We start from the raw sequence: 24,860 nt of genomic DNA on the forward strand, positions 1-24,860 counted from the left end.
CGCGGCCGGTCACGCTGGCCGCGCATCTATCAGTTCCGTTTGCAGTATCGCAACACGTCGACGCGTTAATTCTTCCCGCACTTCCGCCCCTTTAAAACCCGCTGCGACCACCTCTTTGGTGGGAACCGCTTGTGCCAGGTTAAATGCCTGACGCAAATAGTCGCCCTGCGGATAAGGCAGGCTTTCTAACCCCGCACGACCGCGCGCATCGGCTTCGCTGGTTAGCGCCATTTTTTCGACGCGTTCAGGCTTGCGCCACGCATCAATGCGATCAAACAACGCGATTAGCGCTTCAGCCGGTTGACGCTCAATGGTGTGCACCACATCGTGAAATTCGGTGACGACTAATGCCAGATCGCGGACTTGATTGGGCACGCGCAGACGTTGGCACAACGCTTCAACAATCGGTACGCCCGCCAAACCGTGGCCATGATGGCTCGGCCATTTTTCCGGTGGCGTTAAGGCTTTGCCGACATCGTGAAACAGCGTGGCAAAGCGCACATCAAGCTGATCGGAAAGCGCGGCCGACATCGTCAGCGTCATCAACGCATGTACGCCGGTATCAATTTCTGGATGCCATTTGATGGGTGCCGGAATGCCGTAAAGATTATCGATTTCTGGGAACAGTACTTGCAGCGCGCCGCAATCACGTAGCACCTGGAAATAGACTTGTGGATTGCGCGTCAGCAACGCTTTTTCTGTCTCCTTCCACACGCGCTCTGCGGTGAGGTGCGCCAGTTCACCGCTAACCGCCATTTCGCGCATTAACGCATGGGTTTCATCGGCAATGCGGAAATTGAGGTGGGCGAAGCGTGCCGCAAAACGCGCCACGCGCAATACGCGCAGCGGATCTTCATTAAAAGCGTCTGAGACATGGCGCAGTTGGCGCTGCGCCAAATCGCGCTGGCCGCCATAAGGATCGATCAATTCACCGTCATCGCTTTGCGCGATGGCATTAATGGTGAGATCGCGGCGCTGAAGATCTTGCTCCAGCGTGACATCGGGCGCGAATTGCGTGACAAAGCCGGTGTAACCGTTGCCGCTCTTACGTTCAGTGCGCGCTAAGGCATGCTCTTCACGGCTGTCTGGATGCAAAAACACCGGAAAATCGCGGCCAACCTGCTGATATCCTGCCGCCAGCATCGCTTCGGGCGTAGCGCCAACCACCACCCAATCTCTATCTTTTACCGGCAATCGCAGTAAGGCATCGCGCACTGCGCCGCCGACCAGAAACGTCTTCACTCAACCACTCCAGAGGCCAATCAAAAATTGCGTGCTGAGCACGCTTGTTGCTTTATTGTTGCATACTTTGGCTAAAAATCGGGCACGCCAAAAGGGGCATCTTACGATCCCCTTAAAGAAAAGAACAAATCTGCGTGGTGGGTTAGTTCATCCAGCGATCGTTTTTCTTACGGCGCGGCACCATGTGCGGCAGCAACAGACCCAGCAGCAAACCAACGCCCAACACGCCGCCGCCATACATAAACCACTGCATGATGATGGTGCGTTGCTTGTCATCCAACTGTACGTTGGCGGCGCTGACTTTCTTCTGCGCCACAATCAGCTCATTTTTCAGCTTCTGATTTTCAGCTTTCAGGCCATCAATGGTGCCATCGCTGTTAGCGACTTTGTTTTGCATCTCAGAAGTACGCTGGTTCCAGCTGTTATCAATGTTGGCTAGCTTGGCGGTGAGATCTTTAACCTGTTGTTCCAGCTGCGGAACACGAGTGCGCAAGCTAGGATTCGCGCTGAGTTGTGACAGGGGAATCCAGTTGGTTTTGCCTTCTGCATCGCGAATCTGTCCATATTGAGAATCGCTATTGGTTTGCAGCAAGGTCACTTCCTCTCCGGCATTCAGCTTGCCGATCAGGCGATATTGATCGCCCGGTCCGCTGCGTACCCAAGTGGATAATTCATCTGAAATATAACGCTTTTCGTCAGCGGCGTGAGCAGGAGCGATGGCGCTGAAAGCCAGCAAAGAAAGAGCAGCAAGTGTGATTTTTTTCATTCGATGTCATTTTTTCTTAATGGCGTAAAATTACCGGCACAGTCTGGAGACGCTTCTCATAAATCTGAATGAGAACTATCCTGGTCTCAATCTGGTGCGAAAAGGGTCGTAAAAGCACAAGAAAGCCGAGACAGCGGGCTTCCGGTGCATTACTCTTCGCCAAATTAAACTCGTAAGTGCCAGCAGCGTATTGAATAAAAAATTATGACCATCGAAATCGAATTAAAGTTCATTGCCACTCCGCAAGCCGCCGAAAAATTGGCGGAAAAGCTTGCCGCTTGGCCACATCAGCACTTCGCCGCGCGCGAACTGACTAACATCTATTACGAAACCGACGACAACCAACTGCGTCGTTGGGATATGGGCTTGCGCATTCGTGGCGTTGACCAACATTATGAAATGACGCTCAAAGCCGCCGGTAAAACCGTCGGCGGCCTGCATCAACGTCCGGAATACAACGTTGATATTGCTGAGCCAATGCTGGATATCGCGCGTTTGCCGGCAGAAATCTGGCCGCAAGGAACAGATGTCGCTGAGCTGCAATCACGCTTACAACCGCTTTTTAGCACCCACTTCCAGCGCGAAGCCTGGTTGGTGCAGTTTGGCGACAGCGAAATTGAAGTAGCGTTTGATCAGGGCGAAGTGGCGTCAGGTGAGTTCAGCGAGCCGTTGTACGAAGTTGAGCTGGAGCTGAAAAGCGGACAGCGTGAGGACATGCTGAAATTCGCTGAAGAGCTCATCGCCATGGGCGGATTGCGGCTTGGTAGTTTGAGCAAAGCGGCACGCGGTTATCAATTGGCGCAGGGCAACCTGCCGCGCCCGTTGCGAACTTTGCCATTGCAGAAAATCGCCGCGAAAGCGTCGGTTGAGCAGGGCATGATTAACGCCATGACCGCAGCACTGAATCATTGGCAATACCACGAAGAAGTGTGGCTGCGCGGCAATGCAGCCGCTAAAGCATCGGTGATTGAAGCGCTGGAAACGCTGCGTCAGGCGTTTTCATTATTTGGCGCGCTGGTGCCACGCAAGGCAAGCAGCGATCTGCGTCAGAAATTAACCCGTCAGGAAGAGTTGCTGGCGGAAGAAGATATCAATGCAGAGGCGGCATGCTTCTCGTTAATCTCGGTTGAAGCCCAGTTAGCACTTACTTACTGGCTGGTCGAGTCTCAGTGGCAAAATTGGCTGGATGATAAGAGTAAAAGCAAGCTGCAAGGTTCGTTTAAACGCTTCAGCGATATTATGTTGAGCCGTATCGCCGCCGATCTGCGAGAAACCTTTGATGGCGTGCAACTGGCCAATGAATTTCAGGATAAAGCCACGCGCCTGAATCGCCAGTTACTGGCGGTGAACTTACTTGCTGGTGCTTATCCAGCCGAAGAAGTGAATTGCTGGCTAGAAGGATGGCAGGAATTACAACATGCTATTCGCGAAAAGCAGGAGCGTGGTTTGATGCATCTGGTGAATATTGCCATCCGCCCGGCTCCGTTCTGGCTTAATAGCGGAACCAAACGCTAACGAAAAATCGAATCAGGGAGAGAAGATGTTGTTACCGTTACCGGCGCTGATGCAGGCGCAATTAGCTAATGTGGCAGAGCGACTGAATCTGCCGTCCTCAGCATTGACGCCTGAGCAGGCTGGAGCGCTGACCTTTAGTGACTTTATCCTCGATAACCTGCAGCAACACCCCGAATGGTGGCAGCAATTGCAGCAGCAAGCGCCGGTGGCGGATGAGTGGCAACACTACGCCATTTGGCTGAGCGACGCGCTAAAAGACGTTGCTAATGAAAACGCTCTGATGCGCGAACTGCGTCTGTTCCGCCGTCATATGCTGGTACGTATCGCCTGGATGCAGGCGTTAAACCATGCCAGCACTGAGCAAAGTTTGCAGCAACTCAGCACGCTGGCGGAAATTCTGATTGCAGCCGCACGCGATTGGGTTTGGCAGGATTGCAGCCGCGATTTTGGTACGCCGTGCAACGACGCGGGCGAAGCGCAGCCGATGCTGATTCTTGGCATGGGCAAACTCGGCGGCTGTGAACTCAATTTCTCATCTGATATCGATCTGATTTTTGCCTGGCCGGAAAACGGCGTTACCCAAGGCGGTCGTCGCGAACTGGATAATGCGCAATTCTTTACGCGCATGGGGCAGCGTCTGATTAAGGTGCTGGACCAACCTACGGTTGATGGCTTTGTTTATCGCGTAGATATGCGTTTGCGGCCATTTGGTGATAGTGGCCCGCTGGTATTGAGCTTCGCGGCACTGGAGGATTATTACCAGGAACAAGGCCGCGACTGGGAACGCTATGCGATGGTCAAAGCGCGTTTGATGGGCGATGATCAGGGCCATTGGAGCCAGGAATTGCAGCAAATGCTGCGTCCTTTTGTTTATCGCCGCTACATCGATTTCAGCGTGATTCAATCGCTGCGCAACATGAAGGGCATGATTGCCCGCGAAGTGCGTCGGCGCGGATTGAAAGACAACATTAAATTGGGTGCGGGTGGTATTCGCGAAACTGAATTTATCGTCCAGGTTTTCCAACTCATTCGCGGTGGACGTGAGCGCTCACTACAACTCCGCTCCTTGCTGCCTACGCTTGAAGCGATTGGCGAACTGGCTTTACTAAGCCCACATCAAGTCGAGCATCTGCGCGCTGCCTATCTGTTCTTGCGTCGCTTAGAAAACCTGCTGCAAAGCATCAATGATGAGCAAACCCAAACCCTGCCGGAAAATGAACTCGATCGTGAGCGTTTAGCCTGGGCAATGGGCGCAGCTGATTGGGATGCGTTGATGGTGCAGCTTGAAAGCCAAATGGCTGGCGTACGCGCTATCTTTGACGAACTCATTGGCGACGACGCGCCTGATGTTGACGATCAACCTCAGTTGGCCGAATTTGCAGGTTTGTGGCAAGACGCGCTGGAAGAGAGCGATCTGATTCCCGTGGTGCCACAGTTGAACGATGCTCAGCGCCACGCGCTGTATCATGCACTCAACAATTTCCGGCAGGATGTCAGTCGTCGCACCATTGGCCCGCGCGGACGATTGGCACTTGATCAACTCATGCCGCGTTTGCTGAGTGAAGTGTGTCCGCGCGAGGATGCGGACGTATTGCTCAGCCGCCTGACGCCGTTGCTGCTGGGCGTAATCACGCGCAGCACCTACCTTGAGCTGCTAACCGAATATCATGGCGCGCTGCGTCACCTGATTCGTCTGTGCGCCGCATCGCCGATGGTCGCCAGCCAACTGGCGCGCTATCCGCTACTGCTCGATGAATTGCTCGATCCGGCCACGCTGTATCAGGCGACGGCGACGGATGCTTACCGCGATGAACTCCGCCAGTATTTGCTGCGCATTCCCACCGATGATGAAGAGCAGCAATTAGAAGCGCTGCGCCAATTTAAACAAGCGCAGCATCTGCGCATTGCCGCGGCTGATATCGCTGAAACCTTGCCGGTGATGAAAGTGAGCGATCACTTAACCTGGCTAGCTGAAGCCATCATCGAATCGGTGGTGCAGCAAGCCTGGCAAATGATGGTGCAGCGTTATGGTCGACCATCGCATCTCACCAATGACAACGAGCGCGGTTTTGCCGTTGTCGGCTATGGCAAACTTGGCGGTTGGGAATTGGGTTACAGCTCAGATCTTGATTTGGTGTTCCTACACGATTGCCCGGATGATGCAGAAACTGACGGCGAACGTGTCATCGATGGCCGCCAGTTCTACCTACGTTTGGCACAGCGTGTGATGCATCTGTTCAGTACGCGTACTTCTTCCGGCATTTTGTACGAAGTGGATGCTCGCCTGCGCCCGTCTGGCGCTGCCGGTATGTTGGTAAGTACTTTTTCGGCCTTTGATGAGTACCAGCGAAGCGAAGCCTGGACCTGGGAACATCAGGCGCTGGTGCGCGCACGCATTGTGTTTGGTGAACCGGCGTTGTGTGAACGTTTTGATGCTATTCGCCGGGGCATTCTCTGCCTGCCGCGCGAAGTGAATACGCTGCAAAAAGAAGTGCGTGAAATGCGTGAAAAAATGCGATCGCACCTCAGTAATAAACATAAAGGACGCTGGGAAATTAAGACCGATGAAGGCGGCATCACCGATATTGAATTCATCGCGCAATATCTTGTCCTACATTACGCTGCCGCTCAGCCAGCCTTAACACGCTGGTCGGATAACGTGCGTATTTTTGAATTGATGGCGCGCCACGGAATCATGCAGGAAGAAGAAGCTCAGGCGCTTACTCATGCTTACGTCACGCTGCGCGATGCGCTGCATCATCTGGCGTTGCAAGAGCTGCCTGGCCACGTTGCGCCAGAAGCGTTTGCCGCCGAGCGCGCCGTTGTCAACACCAGTTGGCAACGTTGGCTGAGCACCACCGAATCTGACAGTGCGGAACCATGAGCCTGATGGCTTATGTGATAATATCTGTAAATTATTTTTGACCGAAGTCTGGAGTCTCTTGAATGAAAGTAACACTGCCCACTTTTGGCAAGGCCAATGTACTGGTCGTCGGCGATGTGATGTTGGATCGCTATTGGTATGGACCTACCAGCCGCATCTCTCCTGAAGCGCCGGTGCCGGTGGTAAAAGTGGATACCATTGAAGAGCGTCCAGGCGGCGCAGCTAATGTCGCGATGAATATTGCTGCGTTGGGTGCGGCTTCGCGTTTGATTGGCCTGACGGGTGCAGATGATGCCGCACGCGTATTGAGCGAAACCTTGCAAAAGGTGAAAGTGGATTGCGATTTCGTTGCACTGAAAAGTCATCCCACCATTACCAAACTGCGCGTGCTCTCACGCAACCAGCAGCTGATTCGACTCGATTTTGAAGAAGGTTTCGAGCAGGTCGATCCGCAGCCGATTCACGATCGTATGCGCCAATCTTTGACGCAAGCCGGCGCGTTGGTGCTGTCTGATTACGCCAAAGGCGCGCTTAACAGCGTGCAGACCATGATTCAGCTAGCGCGTGAAGCGAATGTGCCAGTACTGATTGACCCAAAAGGCACCGATTTCGAACGCTATCGCGGTGCGACGCTATTGACGCCAAATCTCTCTGAATTTGAAGCCGTGGTTGGCAAGTGTAAGACCGTGGAAGAGATTGTCAGTCGTGGAATGCAGTTAATTGCCGATTACGATCTTTCTGCGCTGCTGGTCACGCGCTCAGAAAACGGCATGACATTGTTACAGCCAGGCAAAGCGCCACTGCATCTGCCGACGCAAGCGCAGGAAGTGTATGACGTCACCGGTGCCGGCGATACCGTGATTGGTGTGCTGGCGGCGGTGCTGGCGGCGGGCGATAGTCTGGAAGAAGCCTGCTTCCTTGCCAATGCCGCTGCGGGCGTAGTGGTGGGCAAACTGGGTACTTCGACCGTGAGTACTGTTGAACTGGAGAACGCGATTCATGCGCGTCCAGACAGCGGATTCGGCGTGATGAATGAAGCTGAACTCAAAGCTGCTGTTGCTCAGGCGCGTCAACGCGGTGAAAAAGTGGTGATGACCAATGGTGTGTTTGACATCCTGCATGCCGGCCACGTTTCCTATCTGGCCAATGCGCGCAAGCTCGGCGATCGTCTGATTGTGGCGGTAAACAGCGATGCCTCGACTAAGCGCCTGAAAGGCGAAACGCGCCCAGTCAACCCGCAAGAAAACCGCATGATTGTGCTCGGTGCGCTGGAAGCCGTGGATTGGGTGGTGTTGTTCGAAGAAGACACACCTCAGCGCTTGATTGCTGAAGTTTTGCCAGATCTGCTGGTCAAAGGTGGCGATTACAAACCGGAAGATATCGCGGGGAGTAAAGAAGTGTGGGCCAACGGCGGTGATGTGCGCGTACTGAATTTTGAAGATGGCATTTCAACCACCAACATCATCAAAACCATTCGCAGCCACTAAATGCAAAAGGGCGGGATGATACCCGCCCTAAAAATTACTGTGGCGTATCGATTTTTCCAGCTGGATCGGGCGTCACAACCGCTGGGGCCGGAGCCGCAGGACTTTCACTTTCCAGCTTGGCTAAACGTTGTTCTAACGCGGCCAATTTCTCACGCGTGCGCAGCAACACCTGCGTTTGCACATCGAACTCTTCACGGTTAACCAAATCCATACGCGTTAACTGTGCCTGCAATACCTGGCGGATTTTCTTTTCGACATCGTCGCCAAAATCACGGATTCCTTTCGGCATCGCTTCGTGTACCTGGCGAGCCAGTTGTTCAATTTTTTTCGTGTCGATCATGATTATTTCCTGGTTACGGTGGCCGATAGCTGCGCGTGTTCGGACTCTATAAGTACTAAGTGTAATGCCTGAAACGAAAAGGTTAAACCTGAAATCCACAACGCAGGAAATGCAAAAGCAATTGCAGTTTTGTCGATTGCCCGTCCAGATGATTGGCGCTATGATTATTTCGCTTATTCTCAGGGCGGGGCGAAATTCCCCACCGGCGGTAAATCAGCTTTAGCTGAAAGCCCGCGAGCGCTTTCGCTTCAAAGCGAAAGGTCAGCAGATCCGGTGTAATTCCGGAGCCGACGGTTAGAGTCCGGATGGGAGAGGGTAACGACATCAGCCGGGCTTTGCCCGAGTCTCGTTTTTGCCATGTGTTTTGTACGCACTCCTAAGCACGCCCTGGTTCTGGTAACTCATATTTCTATATAAGGTTTTTTTACCATGAATCAGACGCTTCTTTCTGAATTTGGCACGCCTGAACAGCGTGTAGAACGCGCCATTGATGCGCTACGTAATGGACGTGGTGTAATGGTGCTTGACGATGAAAATCGTGAAAACGAAGGCGATATGATCTTCGCCGCTGAAACCATGACCGTTGAGCAAATGGCATTAACCATCCGCCACGGCAGCGGGATTGTTTGTCTTTGCATCACTGAAGAACGCCGCCAGCAACTCGAATTACCAATGATGGTGGAAACCAATACCAGCGCCTATGGCACCGGTTTTACCGTCACCATTGAAGCGGCAAGCGGCGTGACCACCGGTGTATCAGCAGCAGATCGCATTACGACTATTCGTACTGCGGTGGCTGATGGCGCCAAGCCAAGCGATCTCAATCGTCCGGGCCATGTTTTCCCGCTGCGTGCCAGCGAAGGCGGCGTATTAACCCGCGGCGGCCACACTGAAGCCACCATCGATTTGGTAACCTTAGCTGGGTTCAAGCCAGCCGGCGTGCTGTGTGAATTGACCAATGATGACGGCAGCATGGCGCATGCGCCAGAAGCGATTGTGTTTGCCAAGCAACATGATATGCCGGTTGTCACCATTGAAGATTTGGTTGCTTATCGTCGTCAGCGTGAAACGCGCCAAGCCAGCTAATTGAATTAATGTCGAAAAAAAGAGGCCGGACATATCATCCGGCCTCTTTTTTTGCCCTAACGGCTGGCGTAAAATACGTGATTACCAATCACCACAGTACGTTGAAAAGTATGACGCCATACCGGTTTGACGCTGTGTGTATGGAAATAAGTTGCACCTTTGGTTACGTCTTGTAATTCCCCTTCAACAATCTTCTTTGCCAATTGCCTGGCGCGTTGCCAACTTTTATCTCCTTTGGGTGGATAGCTATGAGGATTTTTCTTTAGAGACGTCCAGGAGAACTGCTTGGGTGCGTACACCACAGGGCAGATCTCTTTGACATCCCAATTCGCGCGATTCATGGTCACCGTTCCAACCGCGATTTGCCCTTTCACAGGCTCACCGCGGGCTTCATGGTAGATGTTCATCGCCAAACAAAGTATTGCTCCCTGAATTAACATACATTCCACTGCTCTTCTTTTTTAAATCGCGTGGAGTGTAAGAATCCTTTCCTCTCAACGTAACAAGACCGGTCTTGCTGAGTCTTATGATTGGCCTATCTCACTGATATGTATAAATAGCTGCCGAAATATTGCGACCAATCTTGAGGTATATTTTAGCCGTCGTAACTCATTCAAATATCTTGATGGAGATCATCATGCTTATCAGCGTTAATCCCACAGGGAAAGCGCGTATCGTAGCGGTTAACAAAGCGACACTTCGTTAGAGGAATAATCATGAGCCACAATCGCATGCCAGCCCTGTTCCTTGGTCATGGCAGCCCAATGAACGTATTGGAAGATAACCGCTACACCCAAACGTGGCAGCATTTGGGCGCAACATTAACGCGTCCCCGCGCCATTCTTGCTGTATCGGCGCACTGGTATACCCGTCGCACTGCGGTGACGGCGATGAGTAATCCCCGCACCATTCATGATTTTGGCGGCTTTCCTCAGGCGCTGTTTGATGTGCGTTATCCCGCGCCAGGATCGCCAGAATTGGCTCAGAAAATCATTGAACTACTCGCTCCAATCGCCGTGCATGCCGATCAGGAATGGGGCTTTGATCATGGTTCGTGGGGCGTGTTGGCAAAAATGTATCCCGAAGCGAATATTCCGGTGGTGCAGCTTAGTATTGATGGCACCAAACCGGCGGAATGGCACTTTGAGTTAGGCCGCAAGCTGGCGGCTTTACGTGACGAAGGCGTGATGATCGTTGCCAGTGGCAACGTGGTGCACAACTTGCGTATGCTGCGCTGGCAGGGCGCGGAAACCGCTTATCCGTGGGCGGAGAATTTTGATCAGTTCGTGCGTGAGAATTTGGATTTTCAGGGCGATGCCGTGGATCATCCGCTGGTGAACTTTATGCAGCATCCGGACGCACAGCAATCAAACCCAACACCTGAGCACTATCTGCCGCTGCTGTATATTCTGGGAGCGCGTGCTGAGGATGAAGCGATCACCATTCCGGTTGAAGGCATGGAAATGGGCGCGATCAGCATGATGTCGGTGCAGATTGGCTAAACAGAACCGCCCAATATATTTGGGCGGTTCAGCCATTACTCAATAAAAGTGTGCGGATAGAAGCGCGACAGATCTTGGGTGATCAACGCGCGATCTTCACGTATGCCGATTCCCGCCGGTTGATCGTCAATCAGCCAACTGCCAATCAGCGTGTAGCTATCGCCAAATTTTGGCAACTGATAGAACTGCTGAATGATCATGCCTTCTTCGCCGTAAGGTCCATCGGCGCGGGCGATTTCCTGACCGTTTTCAATAATGCGAATATTGGCACCTTCGCGTGAAAACAGCGGTTTCACCACATACTTGTCCATCTGTGGCGCGTTTTTATCATCCGCGAAGTAGGCAGGCAGCAAGTTAGGATGATTAGGGAACATTTCCCACAGCAGCGGCAGTAGCGCTTTATTGGAAATAATGCTTTTCCATGCGGGTTCTAGCCAACGCACACCGGCATCCGCCAGTTTGGTGGAGAACACTTCCCGCAGCATAAATTCCCACGGATAAAGCTTGAACAGATTGCTGATGACCTGATCGTTCACATCAGTAAACTGGCCTCTTTCACCCAAACCAATTTCATCGATGTATAGAAATTCACTCGGCAGGCCAGCCTCAGTCGCGCAATCCTGTAGATATTGCACCGTGGCGCGATCTTCTTCGGTGTCGCGGCAGCAAGCGAAGTGCAACCAGGTAAAACCGAATTGCTGATGCAGAGTAGCAAATCGTTCAATCAGTTTTTCCTGCAAGCTGTTGAACTGGTCACTACCTTGCGGCAAGTTGCCCGCTTTAACCTGATCTTCTAGCCAGATCCATTGGAAAAAAGCTGCTTCGTACAGCGAAGTCGGTGTATCGGCATTGTTTTCCAGCAGTTTGGCATCGCCTTTACCATCCCATGCCAGATCGAGGCGGGAATAGAGTGAAGGCTGGCGTAATTTCCACGAATCACGCACGAAATCCCAGGTGTGTTTTGGGATGCAGAAGCGGGTGAGCAGCTCATCGCTGTTCACCACTTTCTCTACCGCTTGCAGACACATTTGATGCAATTCGGCGGTAGTATCTTCCAGTTGCTCAACCTGAGCGAGCGTGAATTGGTAATAAGCATCCTCACACCAGTAAGGTTCGCCATACATAGTGTGGAACTGGAAGCCATATTCGGTGGCTTTTTCACGCCAGTCAGGGCGTTCACTGATCGCAATACGTTGCATGCTGCGGCTTAGCCTCCCAGCGAGCGGCTACTCGTACCCGAAGCGCTGCTGCGCTGCATGGTATTTTGTTTGGCTACGCTATCACCAAAACCGCCACGGGTAATGGTTGAAGTGGTAGCCGGTTTTGGCGCCATGGCTGTTTTAGGTACATTGATACTGCGGCCCGAGGTGGCGTTGCCGTAGTTCTTACCTGAAGCATCAACGAATTTGCCGTTTGCCGGGCTATTAGGATTTTTTGGCGAGAACAGCGGTTGTTGAGCAAAGCCTGCGCCGCCGCTCATCATGCGTCCCATCATGTAGCCCGCCATTAATGGCATCCAGAAACTGCCGCTTTGCTGCGCTTCAGCATTATTCGCGGTGGTGCCAACGCCAGCCTGAGCCGGAGTTTGCTGGCACTGATTCTCACCGAATTCAGCCACACAATCTTCGCGCGTAGCGTATTTCGGTGCAGTGCGTTCTGCTTCTTTCAGCGCGTTGTTGTATGCAGTAGTGCATTGCGCGCTCTGGCTTGGATTGGCTTTCGCGCAATCATCTGCGTTTTGATACAGCGAGACCGTTTCATCACTTTGTTCGCAGCCAGCCAGCATAAACACGGCGCTAACAGCGAGTGCAACTGGCGTTAAATGGCGTGCCTGCCAACTTTTACGAAAAGCGGCATGGCGAATATTTTTTGTCCTTTTCATTATTTTCATCCTGTGCCCAAAGGTGGGGCTTAGGATAGGGGATGAGTGGTGAAAATTGAAGCTAGAAGCCAGATGGTGAGGGGATCTTTACGTTGTTATACGATTGGATGAGAGAGGGGCCGCAAGCGACCCCTTTAAGCATCAGTTACCGAATGGATTTCCGCTGCTACGCGTAGCCGCTGGACGGGCTTTTGCGGCGGCGGAAGCTGATGTCGCTTTCGGACCGTTATCCACTCGCGCAGCCTGCTGGTTATTTTCCGGCGCAACCACCTCTGGCGTGGTTGTCACTTCTTTGCCCAGCGTGCTGTTAAGTTGCTGCAGATCCTGCTCGTTCAGCGTACCCAGCGCATATTTGATATTCAGCTGGTTAATCAGATAGCTATAACGCGCATCGGAAAGCTGCTGCTTCGCATTGAACAGCGTGGTGGTTGCATCCAGCACATCAACGATAGTACGTGTACCAACCTGATAACCGGCTTCCATCGCATCCAATGAACTTTGGGCAGAAACCACGGCTTGCTTGTAAGCATCGATGCTACTGATCGAGGCATTCACGTTGTTGAAGGATGAACGTACAGTTTGCACCGCGCTACGATGTGCGCCTTCCAGCTGCTCACTGGCCGCAACGTAGTTGTATTGCGCCTGCTTCACCTGAGAAGTTACAGAACCGCCGCTGTACAATGGCATGGTGAAGCTCAGACCCACCTGGTTAGAACCAGTGATCGAATCGGTAGTGCCAGAACTTTGGTTGGCACGGCTGCCGCCATACTTGCTGTTGGAAAGACCGGTTGAAGCAGTCAGATCCAAGGTTGGCATATGGCCGGTTTCTGCAGAGCGAATCTGCTCACGTGCCAGATCCTGGCTCAAACGCGCAGAGAGCAACGTCAGGTTGCGGCTTTCGGACTCTTTCAACAGGTTGGCAACGGCATCTGGACGCGTGGTTTTGAAACGGTCAATATTCAGCGACGCCAACGACAGATAATCCATACCGGTAATCTGACGCAGAGATTCAACAGCGTTATCGAGGTTGTTACGCGCAGTCACTTCGTTAGCCAGCACCGAGTCATATTGCGCACGCGCATTCTGCACGTCAGTGATCGCTACCAAGCCAACATTAAAACGCTGCGTGGTTTGATCCAATTCGCGGTAGATCGACTGTTTCTGTGCTTCGGTGTAAGAAAGCGTATCGATTGCCTTCAACACATTGAAATAGGCGGTTGCACTATTCAGAATCAAGTCTTGCTGGGCAACCTGATAGGTGACGTCTTGAATACCGGCTTGTTTTTCCTGCAACGACAGCGCACGCCATTTCGACATATCGAAAATAGATTGAGTTAATTGCAGTGATGCGCTGGTCGTGTTGGAATGAAGTCCGCTGCTGTCACGGTAGCCGTTGTTATAGGTATAATCTGCGCCCAAGCCTAACTGCGGCAATAAAGGACTACGCGCTTCGTTGATTTTCTCAAATGCAGCGTCGCGATCGGCGGCGGAAGCACGCAGATCAGGGTTGCTGAGGCGCGCCTGCTGATAGACCTGCAACAGGTTTTCTGCCTGGCTGGCAAGGCTGAATCCGCCCAAGCCCAGCCCAATTAAAAGTGGGAGCAGTTTTTTCATTTGCATTCCTTTTGTTGCAGCAAATTGCACTGGTAGTGCTGCAGGTATAAGCCAAAAAAATAATCGCCGATTCTACAGAGGCGGCGTCAGAGATAAGTTGGCTGAACGTGCCTTCTTCCCCTAATTTACGTAAATAATTCAAAAAGAACCACTCGGAAGGAGCGGTAGGCTTGGCTTTTCTTTGCTCCATCCCAATCTGCATAAGGAACCAGACGATGGTGAGTGAAAAAAAATCCCCTGTGACTTTCACAAAAAACGATGTAGAAATTATTGCACGCGAAACACGTTACGATGGTTTTTTTTCCATTGTCAGCTACCGTTTTCGCCACCGTCGTTTTAATGGCGAAATGAGCGGTGAAGTGGTGCGCGAAGTTTTTGAGCGCGGACACGCCGCCGTGCTGCTACCCTATGATCCCTTACGCGATGAGGTGGTGCTGATCGAACAGATCCGCATTCCGGCGTATGATTCCAGCCCAACGCCCTGGCTGCTGGAAATGGTGGCTGGGATTATCGAACCCGGTGAAACGCCTGAAGACGTGGCGCGGCGAGAGGCGGTAGAAGAAGCTGGCCTCAAGGTTGGACGTGTCAAACCGATAGTGAATTACTTAGCCAGCCCGGGCGGAACGTCTGAACGTTTATCTGTGTTGGTGGGCGAAGTGGATGCCAGCCTGGCGCATGGAAATCACGGGCTGGAGGAAGAGAATGAGGATATTCTTGTCCATGTGGTCAGCCGGGAACAGGCTTATCGCTGGGTTGAAGAGGGGATCATTGATAACGCGGCATCTGTCATCGCCCTGCAATGGCTGGCGTTGCACCATGAGAAACTAAGACAAGAGTGGAAGCCTATATGAAACAGCGCTATACCCCTGATTTCCCCGAAATGATGCGGCTCTGCGAAACCAATTTCGCACAGTTGCGTCGCCTGCTGCCGCGCAATGACGAGGCAGGCGCATCGGTGATCTATCAGGTGAATGGCGCCAGCTATCAGCTCACTATCGAAGAGTCGACGCGCTATACCACGCTGGTTGAAGTTCGCCAGGTCGCGCCGGCGGTGAGCTACTGGAGCCTGCCTTCAATGTCTGTGCGGCTCTACCATGATGCGATGGTCGCTGAAGTGTGTTCCACTAAACAGATCTACCGATTTAAAGCGCGCTATGATTATCCTAATAAAAAATTGCATCAGCGCGATGAAAAACATCAGATTAACCAGTTCCTTGCGGATTGGTTGCGCTACTGCCTGGCGCACGGCGCGGTGGCCGTGCCAGTTTGCTGATAGCGTAAAACGCAACGATGGCGTGGAGATTAAGGAAACGCTTTGGATAGCCTGCTAACTCTTCCTGCAATTAATGGGTCTGATATCAGGATTTTACAAATCACGGATACCCATCTTTTTGCTGGAAAACATCAATCGCTGCTTGGGGTTAACACCTGGTCGAGTTTTGATGCGGTGCTGGATGCCATTGAGGCACAACAGCACGATTATGATCTGATCATCGCCACTGGCGATCTCGCTCAGGATCACACCGTCGAAGCTTACCAACATTTTGTAGCGGGCATTACGCGTCTGCCGAAGCCGTGCGTCTGGCTGCCGGGCAATCACGATTTCCAACCGGCGATGGTTGATACCCTAGCCGACGCTGGCATTAAATCAGATAAACACGTTTTGTTAGGCGACCATTGGCAATTGGTGTTGCTGGATAGCCAGGTGTTTGGCGTGCCGCACGGCATGCTCAGTGAATACCAGCTTGAATGGCTGGATGCTGCACTGCGCAAACATCCGGAACGTCACACTTTGGTGCTCTTGCATCACCATCCGCTGGCTTCCGGTTGTACCTGGCTCGATCAACATAGCTTGCGTAACTCGCATCAATTGGAAGCGGTGCTGCAACACTTCCCGCGCGCACGCAATCTGGTGTGCGGCCATATTCATCAGGAACTCGATCTTGATTGGCATGGTCGACGCGTGTTGGCATCGCCTTCAACCTGCGTTCAGTTCAAACCGCACTGCACCAATTTCACCATCGATACGGTTGCGCCCGGCTGGCGTTGGTTTACCTTGCAGCCAGGCGGCACGTTACAAACCGAAGTGAACCGCTTGCAAAGTGATATGTTCCGCCCCGATCTTGATTCTGAGGGCTACTGAATAATGGCGGCGCTGATCTATCTGCATGGATTCAACAGTTCCCCGCAATCGGCGAAAGCCACCCAGTTGCAGCAATGGGCCAGTGAGCAGCATCCACACATCAATGTGCTGGTGCCGCAATTACCTTCATTTCCCGCCGAAGCCGCCAGCATGTTGGAAGATCTAGTGATGCAATATGCCGGTGAACCGCTGGGTTTGGTGGGATCGTCACTTGGCGGTTATTTTGCCACCTGGTTATCACAGTGTTTTATGTTGCCGGCGGTGGTGGTGAATCCGGCGGTACGGCCGTTTGAGCTGCTGGTGGATTACCTGGGTGAAAATCGTAATCCCTACACCGGTCAGCAATATGTGTTAGAGTCTCGCCACATTTACGATCTGAAAGTGATGCAGATTGACCCTCTTGAAGCGCCTGATTTGCTTTGGCTGCTGCAACAAACCGGCGATGAAATTCTCGACTATCGCCAGGCGCTGGAGTATTACAGCGCATGCCGCCAGACGGTTGAAGAGGGCGGCAATCATGCCTATATCGGATTCGAACGCCATTTCGCACAGATGATTGATTTTCTGGGATTAAACGCCCAGTAGTTTTGCGAAGTGGGGCCATTTTCCTATTGCTAATCAGACATTTACGATGAGCCAATCTAGCTATAATGCCGATGCCATTGAGGTCTTAACCGGCCTTGAACCGGTGCGTCGTCGTCCGGGGATGTACACCGACACCACGCGTCCAAACCATTTGGGCCAGGAAGTGATCGATAACAGCGTCGATGAGGCGCTGGCCGGTCACGCCAAACGCGTGGAAGTGATTCTTCATGCCGATCAGTCATTGGAAGTTATCGATGATGGTCGCGGCATGCCGGTGGATATTCATCCGGAAGAAGGCGTGCCTGCGGTTGAGCTGATTCTTTGCCGTCTGCATGCGGGCGGTAAATTCTCCAACAAAAACTATCAATTCTCTGGCGGCCTGCACGGCGTGGGGATCTCGGTGGTCAACGCCTTATCCAAGCGCGTGGAAGTCACCGTGCGTCGTAACGGTGAAATCTATCAGATCGCGTTTGAAAATGGCGATAAGGTGCAGGATCTCACCGTCACCGGCACTGTCGGCAAACGTAATACCGGCACCAGCGTGCACTTCTGGCCAGATGAAAGCTTCTTTGATAGCCCGCGCTTCTCGGTTTCTCGTCTATCCCATCTGTTAAAAGCTAAAGCGGTACTGTGCCCGGGCGTTGAAATTGTCTTTAAAGACAAGGTCAACGACACCGAACAGACCTGGATGTATCAGGACGGTTTGACCGATTACCTGTGCGAAGCGGTTAATGGCCTGCCAACGCTGCCAGAAAAACCCTTTGTTGGCAGCTTTGCTGGTGATGTGGAAGCGGTGGATTGGGCGCTGTTATGGTTGCCGGAAGGCGGCGAATTGCTGACGGAAAGCTACGTCAACCTGATTCCCACTATGCAAGGCGGCACGCACGTAAATGGTCTGCGCCAGGGCTTGCTGGATGCCATGCGAGAGTTTTGCGAATACCGCAATATCTTACCGCGTGGCGTGAAGCTTTCGGCGGAAGATATTTGGGATCGCTGCGCTTACGTGCTGTCGGTGAAAATGCAGGATCCACAGTTTGCTGGTCAGACAAAAGAGCGTTTGTCGTCACGTCAGTGCGCTGCGTTTGTCTCGGCGGTGGTAAAAGATGCCTTTAGTCTGTGGCTGAACCAGAACGTGCAGGCCGCTGAAATGTTGGCCGAACTGGCGATCTCCAGTGCGCAGCGACGCATGCGTGCCGCTAAGAAAGTGGTGCGTAAAAAACTTACCAGCGGACCCGCGTTGCCGGGCAAGCTGGCTGATTGCACCGCGCAAGATCTGAATAAAACCGAGCTGTTCCTGGTCGAAGGGGATTCTGCGGGCGGATCGGCTAAACAAGCGCGCGATCGTGATTATCAGGCGATCATGCCGCTGAAAGGTAAGATCCTGAATACTTGGGAAGTCTCTTCGGATGAAGTGCTGGCCTCACAGGAAGTTCATGATATTTCTGTGGCGATCGGTATCGATCCCGACAGCGAAGATCTTAGTCAACTGCGCTACGGCAAGATCTGTATTCTCGCGGATGCGGACTCCGACGGCTTGCACATCGCGACTTTATTATGTGCGCTGTTCGTGAAGCATTTCCGTTCACTGGTGCAGCACGGCCATGTGTATGTGGCCATGCCGCCGCTGTATCGCATCGATCTGGGCAAAGAAGTGTATTACGCGCTGGATGAGGACGAGAAAGAAGGTGTTCTCGAACAATTAAAGCGCAAGAAAGGCAAGCCGAATGTGCAGCGCTTTAAAGGTCTGGGTGAAATGAACCCGCTGCAACTGCGCGAAACCACACTCGATCCCAATACACGTCGTTTGGTGCAATTGACGGTCAGCGATGATGATGTCGAACAAACGCTGCGGGTGATGGATATGCTGCTGGCGAAGAAACGTTCGGAAGATCGCCGCAACTGGCTGCAAGAGAAAGGCGATTTAGCCGACCTCGAAGTTTAAAAAATGGGACGCTACGGCGTCCCTTTTTTTATGGCTGTAACGCCTGTTTTACTCGCGAAATGACGTTATGCCACGCTTCATCTTGTCCGCGCGCGAACAGGCGCATTTGCGGATACCACGGTGAATCCTCACGATCAGCCAGCCAGCGCCAGTCACGCGCCGAGGCCGGCAGCAATACCCAACAAGGTTTGCCGAGCGCACCTGCCAAGTGAATTACCGAAGTATCAACGCCAATCACCAAATCCAGCTGAGAGATGACCGCGGCAGTATCCTGATAATTGGCGAATGCAGCGCCCAACGGCTGAACTTGCGGGAAATCAGCCACTTCATCTTCTCCCGCACCTTTCTGTAAACTGATCCATTGCGTGTCTGGCAGTGCAAACAACGGTGCCAGTTCCGATAGATGCGACAGCGAACGCTGGCTATCATTTTTATGTCCGGTGGAGCCTTTCCACACGATACCAATCTTCTTGCCAGCACCAGCAATCGGCCATTGTGCTTGATGTTCGGGCGCACTAAATAAATAAGGATGCTGTGCACTAAATGGCTGCGAAGAATCGAGGAAATGCTGCGGCAGATCGAGCAACGAACACCAGTAATCGGCCTGCGGCAACGCTTGTTGCTCATCTTCGCGTACCAGATAGTTGTCGACACCAGCCAGTGTCGCCATCAAGGGTTTAAGTGCCGCCCGTCCTATCATGATCACGTTATTTGCTTTTTTTTCCGCCTTCACTCGTGACAGGAAGCGGCAGAATTGGATCTCATCTCCCAGACCTTGCTCGGTTCGCACTAACAGGGTTTTGCCTTGCAGATCTTCACCCTGCCAATAGCGAATCGGCAATTTGGGCAAAGCAAAAAAACGATCGGGATTATCGAGCGCATAGCGTGCCTGATAATTTTGCCAGCCCGCGGAAAAATTACCTTGTTGCAACTGCACCATGCCAAGCGTATTGCGGCAGCGACGATCGCCACGGCGATCTCGCAGCACTTGTTGCATCTGACTTTCGGCTTCCTGAAGTTGCCCCATGTGCGCCAGCAAGGTGCTCATGCCAAAGCGCGCTTCGGTGTAATCTGGCTGAATGCGCAGAGCATGACGATACTGCGTTAAAGAAGCCGCATAGCGATGCTGTTTGTGCAGCAAAATAGCGTAGTTGTTATGGCAGGCGGCGTAGTGGGCATGTGCTCGAATCGCGGCTTGATATTGCTGCTCCGCTTCAGTAAAACGGCCCGCATCATAATGCGTTAAACCCAAACCATTAAGCAGTCCAGCGTCCTGCGGAGCCAGCTTTAACGCGCGCTGATAGTAACGTTGTGCGATATCAAGCTCGCCGCTGCGCCGCGCCAGACGCGCTGCTTCATGCAGGAACCAGCCATCATAAGGGGCCAATGTCAGATGCGCGCGGATCTTACGCCAGGCTTCTTCTTGGCGGCCTTGTTGCAGCAATTGAGTGACAGCCTGCTGCTGACGTAAATCGTTACTCATCCGAGGTTTATGGCGCATTATGATATCCTGCCGCTGGTGAAAGTGGCGTAATTTAAAGCACAAGTTGCTGGAGTGGCGCTAAGACAGGTCTCGTTCTCTGAGGAAGGACATTTTGAAAATCACGCTGGAAGAGTTACGTGCCTGGGTTACGGTAGTTGATACCGGTTCAATCACCGCCGCCGCAGAGCAATTGGAGCAAACCAGTTCAGGCATCAGTCGAGCACTTAGCCGCCTTGAGGGAAAGCTACAAACCACGCTAATGCATCGCACAACGCGTCGATTAGCCTTGACAGAAGAAGGGCTGATTTTTCTCGATCACGCACGCCAAATTCTGGCGTCAGTTGAGCATGCCGAAGAACAAATCGCTCAGCGTCGTGATATTCCCTCTGGCAAACTGCGCGTGAATGCCAATACGCCATTTACTCTTCATGTCATTGTGCCGTTGATGGAAGAGTTTCGTCAGCGTTATCCGCAGATCCACCTCGAGCTAAACACTGACGATATCGTCATCGATTTGCTTGAACAGCAAACAGATATCGCGATTCGAATTGGTGAATTGCGTGATTCAACCCTGCACGCCCGCGTTTTAGGCAGCAGCGCGATACGTTTATTAGCCAGTCCCGCTTACCTTGATAAATATGGTGTACCGGATAGCGTAGCCGCACTGGCAAACCATCAGCTATTAGGTTTTAGTCAGCTTGATGCGCACAATGTTTGGCCAGTGTGGCAGCGCGAAGGTGAGTTTTTACGCATTAAGCCAACGTTGTCAGCATCCAGTGGCGAAACGCTACGACAATTAGCTTTAGCAGGACAGGGAATTGCACGATTATCCGATTTTGTCAGCCGAGAAGATCGTGCTGCAGGGCGGCTGGTGCAACTGCTGGAAAATAAAACGCGAGAGCTCCGCTTGCCGATTCACGCAGTCTATTACCGCAATCAATCCCTCACTTCTCGTATTACCTGTTTTCTGAATTTTTTGGGTGAAAAAATTCAGGAAAATCATCTGTTATAGCTTTGTTCTGATTCAGAAACTCCCTTCGTCCTAATTATTCGCTGTGCATAATCAGCCATTATTTCAATCAGTTAGTCGCACCCTCCATTTCTGACAACGTGAGTCAGTTTTTCTGCTCTAACGGGACGTTTCTTATGTCTCAGAAAACCCTCTTTCTAGATTATGTCGCTCACTTTGAGCCCGCATGGGTGGGCTAAGCCAGGGAGATTGCTGCGCTTGTTCGCAATCGCGCAGTCAAAATTAAATAGACGAAGGGAATTATCATGAACGTTTCGCCCGTGAGTGTTGCGGTTATCGACAAGAAAACGATAACGAAAGCGGAAGTTTTGCGTGCTGGCCAGGATGGAAAAACTGCAAAAATTCAGGCCATTACCAATGGTAAATATCTGCTTACCCAGGGAAATGACGGTGTAGCACCGGAAAACATTACCGTTAAACGTGTTGGCAAAAATTTGCTGGTCATGCTGGAAGGCTCTAATGCTGGTGAACCTGATCTGATTATCGAAGACTTCTTTTCGAAGTCCGGTTCATTAGTGGGTAAGGCTGAAGATGGCGCAATGCATGAATACGTCGCAACTGACGGTGATTCAGACCACGATGCTGCCGCACTGGCTGATGGCGAAACCTCAGCACTTGCATTGGGTGAAGGAACTATTGATACGGATTCTGGTTTCGCGCTGGCGTCGGGTTTCGAATGGTCACCTGCACTGATTGCCTTAGGTGGCTTGGCCGCCATTGCCGCCGCAGCCGGTTTGGGCTATTTGGCCGCGAAAGAGAAGTATCAGGATGATAACAACGGCAACACCACCCGCGGGGGTAACGGTGAAAGCGGTGAAAGTGGCGGCGACAATGGAGGGCGCGATGTACGTGTTCCTGTGGTTGGCTCGCTGATTGATGACGTGGGCAGCATCACTGGGCCGATCGCAAAAGGGGGCAGAACCGACGATACCCAGCCAACACTTAACGGCACAGGTTCTAAAGGCAATGTCATCGAAATCTGGGATGGCAGTGCGAAAATTGGTGAGACCACGGTAGATGAAAATGGCAACTGGTCATTTACGCCAGGTACTCCACTGGCAGCCGGTGACCACAGCATTACCACGCGTGAACGTAACGAAAAAGGCGTTGTAAGTGCACCAAGCGATCCATGGGATTTCGTCATTGACCTCACAGCTCCCGCCAAAGGCACGATTGGCAGTGTGATTGACGATACCGTTATGCCTGGTAAAGAACTCACCAACGGTGGCCTGACAAAAGACAACACGCCAGTCTTGTCGGGTAAAGCAGAAAAAGACTCAACTGTTGAAGTTTGGAAAGATGGCCAGTTGGTTGGCACGGCTAAAGCCGATAGCGAGGGTAATTGGACATTTACCAGCCCAGTGTTAGCCGATGGCAAACATGATTTCAGCATTGTCGTTGTTGATCAGGTAGGAAATAAATCCTTGCCGTCAGATCCCTGGATTGTTGATGTTGATACCGTTCCACCAGAAAACAATGGGATTGGTAAAATCATCGATGACGATGGCAAGGTGATCGAAAATGGTGATGAAACAGAAGACAGCACACCAACACTGGAAGGCGTAGGCCAGAAGGGCGAGATCATAAAGATCATTGACAATGGCAAGATTATTGGCAGTACAGTAGTTGATGATAAAGGTGAATGGACCTTCACGCCAGAAAAGGGCATTGATAATGGCGAGCATGAATTCCAAATTATCGTGACGGATCCTGCAGGAAATGAATCTGCACCGTCAGATAAAGTGATCATTGAAATTAATCATCCCATTGAACCGGTCGATCCCGGTGAGGAAGTTATCCCCGATCCGAATGTGCCAGTGACCGGCACCATTGAAGGAATATTTAAAGATAACAATGAAGCTGGAAATAAAGTTCCTATTGCTCCTGGTGATCCTGTTAATGACCCAACATTGATTGTTGAAGGGACTGGCATAGCGGGCAATATTGTTTACTTGTGGATTACCGGTGCGAATGGCCACACTTATCATTCAACCACGGTGGGTACTGATGGTAAATGGAGTTACACCACACCTGAATTGGCCGATGATATTTATAATATTGAAGCTGCCTTTAAAAGTGCAGATGGTGTAGTTACAGCTAAAACACCTATTTATGAAATTGAAGTTGATACAGAAGCACCAGCGCCACCAGATATCGAATTATTCACTAACAGCTTAAATGGTATGGATTTATCTGAACTGCTGTCCAAGGGAAGTGTTTCTTTGTTCAGTGAGCAGCAAGAGGAAAATGCCGAATTGCATGACTTAAAAAATGCTTTGCTGGATGACATTTCCTTTAATTCAAGTTCAAGAAATATTACATCTACGGGTGTCTTGATGGCTAATGACATAACAAACAATACTGCCTTTGAGATGAATGAGTTGTTGGATCAGACATCACATAATTAATTTAAGAGAGACATAAGTAGGTGTCGTCAGATATCTACTTTCTGGAGTGAATATGAAAAATAAATCTATTCTGCTGTTGGCTGCATTTGCCTCTTTGTCAGCAATGTCAGCAATGTCAGCATTTAGTGCCACGACACAAAATAATTTCGGTAACGTTTGGCGCTCAATGCCAGAAGCCGCTAATGATCAGGTTCGCGTTGTTTATTATCGTCCATCGGATGCAGTGAGTACTGCGCCGGCACACATTTATGTTGATGGTGAATTTCAGACTGCATTACTGCCTGGTAGCTACAGCACCTTTTGTTTAAATCCAGGTACGCATTCACTGGGAAGTTTTACTAACGATGCTCCGTCATACCAGGGCAAGCAACAGCAACCTTGGCGTGACAACCTGGCCGCGGGCAAAACTTACTATATCCGCGCCAGTTTGGATGGCACTGGACGTCCACTGGTGACCAGTGCGTCGGAAGCACAGCAGCAGTTAGTGGGTACTCGTCAGCAAATTCACTTATTGTCACGTGCATCATCAGTCGTTGCTTGCCAGGAAGGAACAATGCAGTCTTATGATAACTATGAGTTTTCATCAGACTTGCTGTTTAACTTTGCCAGTGCGAGCAGTGACGATATTTCAAATGAAGGACGTAAAGCGATTCAGCAATTAACGGCAACGCTGAAGCGTCAGGCAAATAATCAGCCGCACATTGTTGTGACTGGCTTCACCGATCCGATCGGCGATGAAAATAGCAATATGCAGTTGGGACAACGACGCGCTGATGCGATTAAGAAATTATTAGTTAATAACGGACTTTCTGGCTCTAATATTTCTTCTCAAAGTATGGGAGAAAGTCAGGTGTCGAAACAATGCCAGGGAACGCGTAAAGAGCAGGTGGCCTGCTATGCTGGCGAACGTCGAGTTATTATTAGTGTAGAGAATAAATAGTAGCTCAATTA

At 51.6% G+C, this 24,860-nt stretch carries 21 protein-coding genes and 1 riboswitch; of the genes, 13 read left to right on the plus strand and 8 right to left on the minus strand.

Features of this window, described 5'->3' with window-relative positions; translation table 11 throughout:
- Nucleotides 1-9: 9 nt before the first annotated feature.
- Nucleotides 10-1,242, minus strand: a complete 1,233-nt coding sequence (locus tag ABDW13_RS01930) for a multifunctional CCA addition/repair protein (RefSeq protein WP_343550716.1) — start codon at nt 1,240-1,242, stop codon at nt 10-12.
- 142 nt (nt 1,243-1,384) lie between these two features.
- Nucleotides 1,385-2,008: a TIGR04211 family SH3 domain-containing protein gene (locus ABDW13_RS01935; protein WP_343550717.1), complete on the minus strand. Its 624-nt coding sequence runs from the start codon at nt 2,006-2,008 to the stop codon at nt 1,385-1,387.
- Nucleotides 2,009-2,212: 204 nt separating this feature from the next.
- On the opposite strand from ABDW13_RS01935, the gene ABDW13_RS01940 reads away from it, so the two are divergent.
- The 3 genes from ABDW13_RS01940 (at nt 2,213) to hldE (ending at nt 7,894) form a co-directional block, all read left to right on the plus strand.
- Nucleotides 2,213-3,523 (plus strand): inorganic triphosphatase, encoded by a 1,311-nt coding sequence (locus ABDW13_RS01940; protein ID WP_343550718.1) that lies wholly within the window; start codon nt 2,213-2,215, stop codon nt 3,521-3,523.
- A 25-nt stretch (nt 3,524-3,548) separates the two neighbouring features.
- On the plus strand, nt 3,549-6,407 hold the full coding sequence (gene glnE / locus ABDW13_RS01945; RefSeq protein WP_343550719.1) for a bifunctional [glutamate--ammonia ligase]-adenylyl-L-tyrosine phosphorylase/[glutamate--ammonia-ligase] adenylyltransferase: 2,859 nt from the start codon (nt 3,549-3,551) through the stop codon (nt 6,405-6,407).
- 62 nt (nt 6,408-6,469) lie between these two features.
- A complete protein-coding gene (gene hldE, locus ABDW13_RS01950) occupies nt 6,470-7,894 on the plus strand; it encodes a bifunctional D-glycero-beta-D-manno-heptose-7-phosphate kinase/D-glycero-beta-D-manno-heptose 1-phosphate adenylyltransferase HldE (RefSeq protein WP_343550720.1) in 1,425 nt (474 codons plus the stop codon).
- A 34-nt stretch (nt 7,895-7,928) separates the two neighbouring features.
- On the opposite strand, the gene ABDW13_RS01955 is transcribed toward hldE, so the two are convergent.
- The gene (locus ABDW13_RS01955; protein WP_034828368.1) at nt 7,929-8,234 is read right to left on the minus strand and encodes an accessory factor UbiK family protein; all 306 of its coding nucleotides are present in this window, start codon (nt 8,232-8,234) and stop codon (nt 7,929-7,931) included.
- Between the two features lie 171 nt (nt 8,235-8,405).
- Nucleotides 8,406-8,555: riboswitch (FMN riboswitch) on the plus strand.
- Nucleotides 8,556-8,663: 108 nt separating this feature from the next.
- Here ABDW13_RS01955 and ribB point away from each other — a divergent pair.
- Nucleotides 8,664-9,320, plus strand: a complete 657-nt coding sequence (gene ribB, locus ABDW13_RS01960; RefSeq protein WP_343550721.1) for a 3,4-dihydroxy-2-butanone-4-phosphate synthase — start codon at nt 8,664-8,666, stop codon at nt 9,318-9,320.
- A gap of 56 nt (nt 9,321-9,376) precedes the next feature.
- Here the strand turns inward: ribB and ABDW13_RS01965 are convergent, their stop codons facing one another.
- Entirely contained in the window at nt 9,377-9,760 is a 384-nt protein-coding gene (locus ABDW13_RS01965) for a cell wall hydrolase (protein ID WP_343550722.1), read from the minus strand.
- Between the two features lie 276 nt (nt 9,761-10,036).
- On the opposite strand from ABDW13_RS01965, the gene ygiD reads away from it, so the two are divergent.
- Nucleotides 10,037-10,822, plus strand: coding sequence for a 4,5-DOPA dioxygenase extradiol (gene ygiD, locus ABDW13_RS01970; protein ID WP_343550723.1), 786 nt, complete (start codon nt 10,037-10,039; stop codon nt 10,820-10,822).
- A 35-nt stretch (nt 10,823-10,857) separates the two neighbouring features.
- Here the strand turns inward: ygiD and ABDW13_RS01975 are convergent, their stop codons facing one another.
- The 3 genes from ABDW13_RS01975 to tolC form a co-directional block, all read right to left on the minus strand.
- The gene (locus ABDW13_RS01975) at nt 10,858-12,021 is read right to left on the minus strand and encodes a glutathionylspermidine synthase family protein (protein ID WP_343550724.1); all 1,164 of its coding nucleotides are present in this window, start codon (nt 12,019-12,021) and stop codon (nt 10,858-10,860) included.
- 8 nt (nt 12,022-12,029) lie between these two features.
- The gene (locus ABDW13_RS01980) at nt 12,030-12,704 is read right to left on the minus strand and encodes a DUF1190 family protein (RefSeq protein ID WP_343550725.1); all 675 of its coding nucleotides are present in this window, start codon (nt 12,702-12,704) and stop codon (nt 12,030-12,032) included.
- A gap of 141 nt (nt 12,705-12,845) precedes the next feature.
- A complete protein-coding gene (gene tolC, locus ABDW13_RS01985; protein WP_343550726.1) occupies nt 12,846-14,318 on the minus strand; it encodes an outer membrane channel protein TolC in 1,473 nt (490 codons plus the stop codon).
- Nucleotides 14,319-14,533: 215 nt separating this feature from the next.
- Between tolC and nudF the strand changes: the two genes are divergently transcribed.
- From nudF to parE, 5 genes are read left to right on the plus strand one after another with little or no spacing between them, the layout of a single operon-like run.
- Nucleotides 14,534-15,169 carry an ADP-ribose diphosphatase gene (gene nudF / locus ABDW13_RS01990; protein ID WP_343550727.1) on the plus strand — a complete coding sequence of 212 codons (636 nt, stop codon included), beginning with the start codon at nt 14,534-14,536 and terminating at the stop codon, nt 15,167-15,169.
- Nucleotides 15,166-15,591: a DUF1249 family protein gene (locus tag ABDW13_RS01995; protein ID WP_008103400.1), complete on the plus strand. Its 426-nt coding sequence runs from the start codon at nt 15,166-15,168 to the stop codon at nt 15,589-15,591. The genes nudF and ABDW13_RS01995 overlap by 4 nt, the downstream gene beginning before the upstream one ends.
- Nucleotides 15,592-15,633: 42 nt before the next feature.
- Complete coding sequence (gene cpdA, locus ABDW13_RS02000) at nt 15,634-16,461, plus strand: 3',5'-cyclic-AMP phosphodiesterase (protein WP_343550728.1); 828 nt, start codon at nt 15,634-15,636, stop codon at nt 16,459-16,461.
- Nucleotides 16,462-16,464: 3 nt separating this feature from the next.
- On the plus strand, nt 16,465-17,046 hold the full coding sequence (gene yqiA, locus ABDW13_RS02005; protein ID WP_343550729.1) for an esterase YqiA: 582 nt from the start codon (nt 16,465-16,467) through the stop codon (nt 17,044-17,046).
- A gap of 46 nt (nt 17,047-17,092) precedes the next feature.
- Complete coding sequence (gene parE / locus ABDW13_RS02010; protein WP_343550730.1) at nt 17,093-18,988, plus strand: DNA topoisomerase IV subunit B; 1,896 nt, start codon at nt 17,093-17,095, stop codon at nt 18,986-18,988.
- A 28-nt stretch (nt 18,989-19,016) separates the two neighbouring features.
- On the opposite strand, the gene ABDW13_RS02015 is transcribed toward parE, so the two are convergent.
- Nucleotides 19,017-20,489 carry a tetratricopeptide repeat protein gene (locus ABDW13_RS02015; protein ID WP_343550731.1) on the minus strand — a complete coding sequence of 491 codons (1,473 nt, stop codon included), beginning with the start codon at nt 20,487-20,489 and terminating at the stop codon, nt 19,017-19,019.
- Between the two features lie 94 nt (nt 20,490-20,583).
- Here ABDW13_RS02015 and ABDW13_RS02020 point away from each other — a divergent pair, with 94 nt between their 5' ends.
- From ABDW13_RS02020 to ABDW13_RS02030, 3 genes are all read left to right on the plus strand, one after another.
- Nucleotides 20,584-21,483: a LysR substrate-binding domain-containing protein gene (locus tag ABDW13_RS02020; protein WP_343550732.1), complete on the plus strand. Its 900-nt coding sequence runs from the start codon at nt 20,584-20,586 to the stop codon at nt 21,481-21,483.
- A 263-nt stretch (nt 21,484-21,746) separates the two neighbouring features.
- On the plus strand, nt 21,747-23,909 hold the full coding sequence (locus ABDW13_RS02025) for an Ig-like domain-containing protein (RefSeq protein ID WP_343550733.1): 2,163 nt from the start codon (nt 21,747-21,749) through the stop codon (nt 23,907-23,909).
- 52 nt (nt 23,910-23,961) lie between these two features.
- Nucleotides 23,962-24,849 carry an OmpA family protein gene (locus ABDW13_RS02030; protein WP_343550734.1) on the plus strand — a complete coding sequence of 296 codons (888 nt, stop codon included), beginning with the start codon at nt 23,962-23,964 and terminating at the stop codon, nt 24,847-24,849.
- Nucleotides 24,850-24,860 lie beyond the last annotated feature (11 nt).

The sequence above is a fragment of the Pantoea sp. genome, assembly GCF_039594315.1.
Taxonomy (GTDB): domain Bacteria; phylum Pseudomonadota; class Gammaproteobacteria; order Enterobacterales; family Enterobacteriaceae; genus Pantoea.